This window comes from Thiothrix caldifontis (genome assembly GCF_900107695.1).
GTDB lineage: Bacteria > Pseudomonadota > Gammaproteobacteria > Thiotrichales > Thiotrichaceae > Thiothrix > Thiothrix caldifontis.
The window spans coordinates 80558-89077 of sequence record NZ_FNQP01000014.1 but is presented as its reverse complement, the minus strand read 5'-3'; the positions used below and the strand labels follow the sequence as shown (position 1 = coordinate 89077).

The following is an 8520-nucleotide window of genomic DNA, read 5'->3' as shown; positions in this document are numbered from 1 at the left end:
CGCCTCGCGGTTTCCAGAAGTGCCAACGTATGGCGAATTTTGTGTGAAATCTACGTCAAATTACTGATTATCCTCATCCAACACTGGATCATGCTCACCGGATTGTGGGAAATACCCCAGCGCAGCCTCACCAAAGGTGTTCAAGCCATTCAGGAACAGGCTTCCCATCTTGCCGCCTGCATCGCTGAGCGACGCAGCTTGATAAAATGCCTCAAGCAACTGGCAAAACTCTTCGCTTCTTCAACCGCTTGCCGACAAAACAAACGGAGGAAAAAACCTAATAATTGGATGAGATTACAGCAAGTTAGGGAATGGAGGGCTTAAAGTTGATGCGTATAGGATGTCGAATACGTTTCCCTTGATTTCAGGTTGGGGATATTGGTTAGGATATACCGACAAAGTACAGGAAGGATTATGGACAACAGTGACTGGAGATATACCCCTTTACCATAATTGGTATCCGGGTGAGCCAAATCAAAGTGGAGAGGAGAATTATGCGGTAACGGTTTTCACCAATGATACGTGGCAGTGGAATGATATGTCCTTAACAGACAGCAATGCTCCAAAGTCAGCAATCATCGAGCGTACCGCCGCCCCCAACATCAACATCACCGCCAACCCCTTCACCGTCCAAGCCGCCGACGAAACAGGTACAGCCTTCACCGTACCAGCGGGGAAAACGCAGTGTACGTTTACTGCGACGGGGACGTGGAAATGGGATGTTCCATCGCCTGCCGTGACACCAGATGGTGGAGGCTCTGCCTATGCGGGCTTTCGTATACCAACAGGTAATGCTTTTGATTTGATACTGCAACGGACTGGTGGTGAGTTTGAGCATGTGGGTGCTGCCAAGGATGTTGGCGTAATAGGTGGTGACGTCTTGCATTTCTTGATGAATGATATGCCGGGACATTACTACGACAACAGTGGTGAACTATCGGTAAGCGTATCGTGCCAGTAGGCGGCTGCTTGCCCTGAGACGAAAAAGCCGGACGTGTTCCGGCTTTTTCTTTCCCATTACCTTGAATGTCTGCATATTTGTGCATATCATTGGCGTATGGATATTGAATTCGACCCCGAAAAAGCAGCCATTAACCCGATCAACCACGAAGGCGTGACCTTTGAGGAAGCGCAAGCGGTGTTGCTCGACCCTTTCGCGTTGACTCGTGAAGATGGTGATACCTTTGGCGAGCAGCGGTTTGTGAGTTTGGGTGTTGGGGCAAAACATCGAGTGTTGGTAGTCGTGTGGATGTTACGCGGTGAGCGTATTCGTCTAATTTCGGCGTGGAAAGCCAACCAACCACAACGGAGGATTTATGCAAACCAATTCAGATGATATGTACGACAAATTCAAAGATTACGATTTCGCTGATGCCAAACCTGTAGCGAAAATACCTGCCTTGGCAAAATTACAAGCAGAATCTGGCGGCAAAAGCCGTATTACCATGCGTGTTGACAACACCATCCTTGCCGCATTCAAAGCGCGTGCCGCCCTCACAGGTGGCAGCTACCAAAACATGATGAACGAAGCACTAAAGCAGTTTCTTCAGGGGAAAGCATTAGAGGATATTGTTAGGCAGACAATCCAGCAAGAGTTGAATCCATCTCGTTAGCGTGCCTAAATCAAATTTTTGAAAAAAGCACAGCAAATTCCTGGTTTACAGGTCAAAGTGTTGGATCCCCTGCAATGGCTAGAAGAGGTTTTACCATGAGCGGCGTAAGAAGTTACCAAACAGAACACGAAATCCAGCGTCAGGCATTGCAAGCGTTACGCAGCAGTCTCGGCGTGGTTGGTCTAATTCGCTTCATGCAGCAATACGACAAAGGCTATGGCAACTACACCATTGACCGTCAGGCATGGCAGCAAAATTATACGGTCGATAGCTTGTTTGCAGCGATGAAAGCAGCGTGATGAAGCGCGTTAATTGTTTAATACCCCGAATGTTGACCGTATCCGAGATAAAATTGCTGCGGCAATCTAAGGCTGAAATCGCTAAAAGAGTTAGCGAATTAGTACACCTGAAAGCAGAAAATGCTTACGCCTCGCCCGTGGATTATCGCAAAAAGCATTAGGCAGATATCCTCCATGTGCAGCAACCTGCTATCGCCAAATTACATCTCAAAAGACTTTTGCATACTGCCTGATGCGCTTTATTTTGGTTTAATCGGGGTGATCATGACACGCCGATTAGCTGCCCACGCAGTTTCATTATCACCGTCTACTAAGGGCTTGCGTTTGCCGTAAAAGCGTAGGTCAAACTGTTCTTCATCGACCCCGTTATCGACCAAATAATTGCGAATAGCCACCGCCCGCCGTGCTGAGAGTACATCATTGTAGTCATGGCTGGAACGTTGGTCGGCGTGCGTTTCGATGCGGTAACGGTATTGCGGGCAGGCTTTCATATTGTCGGCGATTTTGCCTAAAATCCCGCCTTTCGCGTCACTGATGTTAGCGGCGGCGGTTGGGAAAATTTCGGCATACAACAAAATGGCGGTATCGCAGGCTAAGGCTTCGGCATCATGAGTTTCGCGCAACTCTACGGGTTTGGCAGTGCTGGTGGGCGAGGTATCTTTTGCGGGCTTGTCAGTGTTGGCGGACGGGGTATCTGCCTTGGGTTTTGCTGGTGTTTGCCCCTGTTTTTTCTGCCAAGCTTGGTAATCTTTATCGGCTTTTTGTTTGGCTGTGATGAAGTCGTCGACGGTTTTTAGCACGACTTCGCTGAGCCATTTGCCCACATTGTTGCAATCAGTGGTGTTGTGGCCTTCGCCCCAGGTCGCCAGTTTGTGGTGCAACAGCGGGTCACGTAAGGTCATGGCTCCTTGGGAGAATGATGTCCAGATACCGGCGGTGCAACATGCGGCGTTGTATTCGATACGCGGTTCGCCGGGTTTGAACGGGCCTAAGTGTTTGGGGTAGGAGGGGAACATGCTCATTTCGGGTTGCCCCGGCGATGTTTCCATTTCTTCCTTGGTCAATAAGCGCATTCCGGCGGTGCTTAAGCGTTGTTGGACGGCTTCTTTAAGGTCTTTTTGCAACTTGACATTTTTGGGTTTGGCACTGCTGATTACATCGTCAATATTGATGTAAAGTGCGGTTAAACCGTGCAAAGCGAGGATGCTGGGGTGGTAGTCTTCTTTGCCGATGGGTACGGCTGGCGTGTCGCAGACCGGGTAAAGGGCGGCAGATTTGGGGGTATCGGCGTGTGTGTGTGGCATGGCTAACCCTGCCATCGCGCACAATATTGCCACTTGCAGCGGGCGTTTTGGGAACATGGGCATCACCTTTATTGTTATGATTGCTAGATTCGATGATAGGGCTACGTTTGTCTGACGGCAATTGACTTCCGACGACTGCACGGTAAAAATCAAAGTCCCCAGTGCAGGAACAATCATAAAACCATGCTGCGCCTTAGCTTAACCTTAGCCTTGATTATCAATGCGTGTGGCGGACTCTGGCTGAACCCTGCCATTGCTGACGCTGCGCAACCCAGTAAACCCACGTATTGCCCAGCTCGTACCGGTGAGTTAAACGAGCGCGATAAAGCAATGGCGCGAATCGCTTGGCAGTATTTCGAGAATAACTTGCAAGCAGAAACGGGTTTGGTAAATGCCGCTGATCAATACCCATCTACTACTTTATGGGATGTCGGCTCAACACTTGCTGCGTTTATCGCGGCAGAAAAGCTGGGCATTATCCCGCGTGAACGTTTTGATCGCATGACCAGTCAGATGCTGGATACCTTACGGCATCTGGATTTGTTTAATGGGGAAGCACCCAACAAAGTCTATAACACCAAGACGGCGCAAAAAGTGGATTACCGTAACCAGCCATCGACGCATGGTATTGGGGTTTCTACTTTGGATTTGGGGCGTTTGGTGTCGTGGTTAAATATCCTGAGTTGTTTACACCCTCAACACCAAGCCAAGGCGCAACAATTACTGGAAAGCTGGAGTTTCTGTCGTTTGCTGGAACATAACCAAATGTATGGTCTGGCCTTCAAAGATGAGTCTGGCAAGGTGGAAGTGCAGCAGGAGGGGCGTCTGGGGTATGAGCAATATGCAGGCAAAGCTTTTCAGCAGTTGGGTTTTGATCTGAGTCTTTCCTCCCGTTATCACAATCAGTATGCGACTAAGGCGGAGGTATCGGGTGTGGAATTGTTGGTAGATTCCCGCGATGCATCCACACTCGGCGCACACAATTACGTGGTATCCGAATCTTATGCGATGGATGTGCTAGAGCATGGGCTGGATGAAGAAAACAAACCACTGCTGGAGGCGATTTACACGGTACAACAGCGCCGTTGGGAGCAAACCGGCAAGGTTACGGCTGTGTCTGAAGATAACCTCGATCGCAAACCTTATTTCGTCTATAACACGATTTTCAGCGATGACGTACCTTGGGCTGCAATCACGGATAAAGGTGAGGATATGTCGGATTTGAGAAGCCTATCAGTGAAAGCGGCAGTGTCGATGGCTTATTTGTTTCCGGAGCGCGAGTACAGCAAGGTACTGTTGAATGCAGTGAAGGATGCGCGTAACCCGAAAGGTGGTTGGTATTCAGGCATTTACGAAGACCCTGTTAAAGGGTTCAACAAGGCAACCACCGCGAATACCAATGGCGTTATTTTGTCAGTGTTGCTGCATAAGCTGTACGGCTCACTGAACCGCCAATGTGACCGGTGCGGTAAGGGCGTTAAATTGTCTGAAGCATTTCTCCGTATCAATCAAAATAAGCGACAGTGTTTGGCAGAGGGGCGGTTTCGTTAAAATTGCCAACTTCGACTAACCGTGATTGCCCCATCTTTTAGGTTATCACCGGGAAAATCGTTTTTACCGTAGTTGGCGTATTCGATCTTCCATGAGCCTGGTTTTGGGTTGGAATAACCAACAGCATAATTCCAGTTAGGTTTGTCACCCTCTAGTGGCACGTTGGCAGTAGTGCGGGCATATACCTTGGGTGTTGGATTCCACTGTAGTGTACCACTAAGACTAGGTTTGCCTTTGAGAGGGGCGCTCACGTTGGCGGCCGCAGCTAGGTTGCGTTTTTTCAGTGTCTCAGATTTAACTTTATAGCCGATATTGGCGACTGCTTTGTCCAATGCTAAGCCGTCGCCGGGTTTGAGTGGCCCCCAGTTATTGACTTGAGCAGACCATCCACCCGGTTTGTTATCGGCATAGCCAGCACTCCACGAATACCCAAGCTTCTCTTGTTTGAGGGAGGCATTACCGCTGACAAACCAATTGGGTTTGGGCGACCAAGTAGCACTGGCAGAGATCGTATGATTACCCTCTTTCAATGAGATTGAATCAGCAAAGTTACCAGCCAAGCGCAATTTCTTTTTCTTTTGGGGATCAACGATACCTGTTGTGCTGTGTGCCTGGGTTTCTGAAGTGTATTCCTCCATGTACATGGGAATATCACCACCTGCGGTTATTGGCACAATCGCAGGTAAAGTGATTTCACTAGCGACTGCGCGAGTAGGTGCGACTGTTTTTCCTTGGTCTCCTCTTGCACCTTCTGCGACTTTTTGTCTTAAAGGCAGATGTGGGATAGGTATCTCAGGTGTTGCAATGACCGGTATGACCAATGGTTCAAGTGCTTGTTCAAGTTTTAATGTTGGTCGATCACTGGGTTGTGCTTGTTGGTTGACCGCAACAATGGTTGGGAAGCGTGTTGTACGCGGTAGGGCCGGAAGCATCTGTTTAGTTGACTTTTTAGCCTTTTCCGGTTTTTTTGCTAGGGCGGTCGCTGCTGTTTTTGCTGGTGTCACAGGTGATGCGAGTGGCATTTTGATGTCGGGCGGTGTTTTTTTTATCGAGGTTGTTGTATCGGTGTGTGGGGTAGCTTCACAAGAGGGATGCCATGCAAAAGGGTACGCTTGTGGTTCTGTTAAGGTTTCTAACATGACTACGGCGCGATGCTGATCCACGAGACGTGGGGCTTCTGCTTCGCTTGCCAATAACCCTGTTTCTGGGTGAGGAAAACACTGTTTGCGGTAAAGCCGGTGTAAAAATAAGTGGTAGGCATTAGGGCTGAGACGAATTTCATCCAGCAAGAGCGGTACAAAGCGTGCAGGTGGATCAGGTGTTAAAAATCCCCATGTTCTGAAGCCACGCCAATTCAATGGCACTTTGTCGGCGGCCGGGTATTTTTTTAGTTCGGAATGTTGCCACTGCACATCGTAAAAACGCTGTTCTTCTAAGACTTGGCAGTAATCCCATTGCAAAGCCACGCGCTCTGCGGTTTCGCGTAGTTTCGGAAAGCGTTCGATGGTTTGTTGCAAGGTATGCAGTGCAATATCCAGTGTGCCTGCGTGTAGGCTGGCTTGTTGTGGTTGTGTGCCTAACCACTCATCCGGCCAGTGTTGACCGGGTGGAGAGATGTTGAACAGTGTTTCGAGGTGCTGCGCTGCCTTGTCACTATTGGCAGCACATGAGAGGTCTTCCAAGCGTTGTAGCAAAGGGGGGTGTGCCATGAGCGTCGCTGGGTAGGTGAAACTACCAGCAGCTACTAATAGCAAAAGCGGGTTATTCAGTCGTACAGACATCACATGTTTGCGGTGTACTGACATCCATTTTCAAACTACGCTGACACCGCTTGCACACTGGGGCAAACTCGCCGTATTTTTTGTACAGCAACAAGCTCATGATAATTCCGTTGGTATTCGCGGTGATGGCTTTATTGTAACCGCCGCCACTTTCATAAATACCGGAATACCAGCCGCGCTCAGGGTCGTAAGCGGAACTGATGGTGTAAGCCAGCTCTTTACTATAAGGGTCATCAGGGTATAGCAATGCCATGGACATAGCCGCTTTGATTGAGGTGGTTTTGAGGTTATCGTAACGCACGCCTTTATCCGTGGTGGTGTTCCACGGCAACCCGGCGGTGAAAATCGTGTTGTACAAGAAGTACGGCTTTTGGTCGATATTGTCTTCGGAAACGGCGGTGACAATACCCGTTTCTTCCCAGCGGCGTTTTTGCACCTTGTAAATATTATCCAGTAAGGGTCGGTTTTCGGCATCAATACCATTTTCAATGGCATCCATCGCATACGATTCGGTTACGACGTAATTGTAAGCACCCAGATCACGGGGATCGCGGCGGTCATAGGCAATCGGTACATCATAAATATTGATAGTTTCCCGGTATTCATTGTCATAAACCGCAGACACACGCTGATCGTAGCCTAATTCACGGAAAATTTTCCCTGCGTATTGTTCGTAACCTAAACGACCTTCTTGCACCACGCTGATATTTTTGGATACCGGGTCGCGATATAAGCCGTACATTTGCCCTTTACTGATTAAGCGTGTCATATCCCAACGTTTAATGACTTGTTGAGCGGGGTAGGCGTATTTAGGGTGCATACAACTTAAGGTATTCAACCATGAAATTAGGCGTGCCAGATCCAGGGTGGAAACTCCGATACCGTCGGGGGTAGGCTGATTTCGATAATCCACCATCTCACCTTTAATGGTATGGTAAACCTTGTTGGGTGCTTCCTTATTAAACAGCTCCATGCTGTTAAGGGTTTTGAACATGGTTCGGATGCGCTCATCGAAGGTTTTGTCGTCGATGATGCCGAAATCGTGGGCGGCAATGGTGGCGGCTAATGCCGAACCGGTATCCCACATGGTGGTGGAGGGGTATTTATCTGCTGCGTTATACAGTCCTGTTTCGGGGTTGTAATTGTTTTCAAAGTATTGCCAGGCAATTTGCGCCATTTCCAAGTCTTTACTGCATAGGGCTTGAGATTTTCCTAAGCAACTATTGTCGGGGCCAACCGCTAAAGCACAAAACGTATCGGTGCGTGTTGAACGCGTTGATGCGCTTAGTAATGAGAACACACTTTGAGTGGCGTTGGGTTTAGTGTCCGGTTGTGGTTCAGTATGGCTTACGAATAAAATAATAATGCCTGCTAGTGCTAAACCTGCGAGCCAGGCGAATGCAATATTGAGATTATTTTTGTTCATTATTGAGTTCCCCCAGAACGGTTTCCAGTTCTTTACGTACCGTATCCGGTGTTGTAGTGGTGTCGCCGTTTTTCCACGCTGTGACCAGTTTATCAATCGTGCCCATTAGCCCTTGCAGACGTGCTTTGTGGGCGCTGAAGGTATCGCCTGCTTGCCAAATAGGTTTCTTGGTGCTGCCAAGTTTTTCAGCGGCTTCTGTGCCTTTGCCTGCTGCCCGCAATTGGTTTGCTTGATTGACTGTGCTGAGGAGTTGGTACAAGTCGATACGCTGTTGCATGGCGGTCAGTTTTTTCTTGGATGCCTCATCTGCTTCTTGCCTCAGTTTACTGGTGACAGTATGAATCGCTTCGAGTTGGGCAGTGAGTGGTGCAAGGGTTGTAGTTAGCACCATGGCTGAATCTTGCTGCAAGGCATTCAATGCGGCAAGTTCGGTGCGGAGTTGTTGATTCTGGAAGGTCAGATAACAGACGAGCGCCAGCAACATACTAAGCAAGACATGCTGAACGTGATTCATCGGTGGTTTTCCCCTTATTGTTATTGTGTGGG

General features: G+C 48.8%; 10 protein-coding genes and 1 pseudogene. 6 read left to right on the top strand and 5 right to left on the bottom strand.

The annotated features are described in order from the left end of the window. Positions 1–60: 60 nt before the first annotated feature. The gene (locus BLV87_RS19400; protein WP_175517813.1) at positions 61–219 is read right to left on the bottom strand and encodes a hypothetical protein; all 159 of its coding nucleotides are present in this window, start codon (positions 217–219) and stop codon (positions 61–63) included. A gap of 121 nt (positions 220–340) precedes the next feature. Between BLV87_RS19400 and BLV87_RS20080 the strand changes: the two are divergent. The 5 genes and pseudogenes from BLV87_RS20080 to BLV87_RS12495 form a co-directional block, all read left to right on the top strand. Beyond that, positions 341–538, top strand: a pseudogene (locus BLV87_RS20080) (lectin-like protein); the annotation flags it as partial. After that, entirely contained in the window at positions 539–961 is a 423-nt protein-coding gene (locus BLV87_RS12510) for a hypothetical protein (RefSeq protein WP_139282181.1), read from the top strand. Positions 962–1057: 96 nt separating this feature from the next. Beyond that, positions 1058–1336 (top strand): BrnT family toxin, encoded by a 279-nt coding sequence (locus BLV87_RS12505; protein WP_093069159.1) that lies wholly within the window; start codon positions 1058–1060, stop codon positions 1334–1336. Then, positions 1317–1613 (top strand): BrnA antitoxin family protein, encoded by a 297-nt coding sequence (locus BLV87_RS12500; RefSeq protein WP_093069157.1) that lies wholly within the window; start codon positions 1317–1319, stop codon positions 1611–1613. The genes BLV87_RS12505 and BLV87_RS12500 overlap by 20 nt, the downstream gene beginning before the upstream one ends. A gap of 95 nt (positions 1614–1708) precedes the next feature. Continuing rightward, the gene (locus BLV87_RS12495) at positions 1709–1912 is read left to right on the top strand and encodes a hypothetical protein (RefSeq protein WP_093069155.1); all 204 of its coding nucleotides are present in this window, start codon (positions 1709–1711) and stop codon (positions 1910–1912) included. Between the two features lie 239 nt (positions 1913–2151). On the opposite strand, the gene BLV87_RS12490 is transcribed toward BLV87_RS12495, so the two are convergent. Beyond that, a complete protein-coding gene (locus BLV87_RS12490; protein WP_175517932.1) occupies positions 2152–3273 on the bottom strand; it encodes an OmpA family protein in 1122 nt (373 codons plus the stop codon). Positions 3274–3399: 126 nt separating this feature from the next. On the opposite strand from BLV87_RS12490, the gene BLV87_RS12485 reads away from it, so the two are divergent. Then, a complete protein-coding gene (locus tag BLV87_RS12485) occupies positions 3400–4767 on the top strand; it encodes a DUF3131 domain-containing protein (RefSeq protein ID WP_093069153.1) in 1368 nt (455 codons plus the stop codon). Here the strand turns inward: BLV87_RS12485 and BLV87_RS12480 are convergent. The 3 genes from BLV87_RS12480 to BLV87_RS12470 are packed head-to-tail and all read right to left on the bottom strand — an operon-like array spanning position 4764 to position 8488. Next, positions 4764–6548 carry a hypothetical protein gene (locus BLV87_RS12480; RefSeq protein ID WP_093069152.1) on the bottom strand — a complete coding sequence of 595 codons (1785 nt, stop codon included), beginning with the start codon at positions 6546–6548 and terminating at the stop codon, positions 4764–4766. The genes BLV87_RS12485 and BLV87_RS12480 overlap by 4 nt on opposite strands. Then, positions 6529–7974: a DUF3131 domain-containing protein gene (locus tag BLV87_RS12475; RefSeq protein WP_093069151.1), complete on the bottom strand. Its 1446-nt coding sequence runs from the start codon at positions 7972–7974 to the stop codon at positions 6529–6531. Before BLV87_RS12475 ends, BLV87_RS12480 begins: the two co-directional genes overlap by 20 nt. Beyond that, positions 7961–8488, bottom strand: a complete 528-nt coding sequence (locus tag BLV87_RS12470) for a hypothetical protein (protein WP_093069150.1) — start codon at positions 8486–8488, stop codon at positions 7961–7963. The genes BLV87_RS12475 and BLV87_RS12470 overlap by 14 nt, the downstream gene beginning before the upstream one ends. Between the last annotated feature and the right edge of the window lie 32 nt (positions 8489–8520).

What these genes read in the sequence shown, in the direction of transcription:
- BLV87_RS12505 (WP_093069159.1), top strand. Translation starts at nt 1,058, where the DNA reads ATGGATATTGAATTCGACCCCGAAAAAGCAGCCATTAACCCGATCAAC.
- BLV87_RS12485 (WP_093069153.1), top strand. Translation starts at nt 3,400, where the DNA reads ATGCTGCGCCTTAGCTTAACCTTAGCCTTGATTATCAATGCGTGTGGC.
- BLV87_RS12470 (WP_093069150.1), bottom strand. Translation starts at nt 8,488, where the DNA reads ATGAATCACGTTCAGCATGTCTTGCTTAGTATGTTGCTGGCGCTCGTC.
- BLV87_RS12475 (WP_093069151.1), bottom strand. Translation starts at nt 7,974, where the DNA reads ATGAACAAAAATAATCTCAATATTGCATTCGCCTGGCTCGCAGGTTTA.
- BLV87_RS12510 (WP_139282181.1), top strand. Translation starts at nt 539, where the DNA reads ATGTCCTTAACAGACAGCAATGCTCCAAAGTCAGCAATCATCGAGCGT.
- BLV87_RS12495 (WP_093069155.1), top strand. Translation starts at nt 1,709, where the DNA reads ATGAGCGGCGTAAGAAGTTACCAAACAGAACACGAAATCCAGCGTCAG.
- BLV87_RS12500 (WP_093069157.1), top strand. Translation starts at nt 1,317, where the DNA reads ATGCAAACCAATTCAGATGATATGTACGACAAATTCAAAGATTACGAT.
- BLV87_RS12490 (WP_175517932.1), bottom strand. Translation starts at nt 3,273, where the DNA reads ATGTTCCCAAAACGCCCGCTGCAAGTGGCAATATTGTGCGCGATGGCA.
- BLV87_RS12480 (WP_093069152.1), bottom strand. Translation starts at nt 6,548, where the DNA reads ATGTCTGTACGACTGAATAACCCGCTTTTGCTATTAGTAGCTGCTGGT.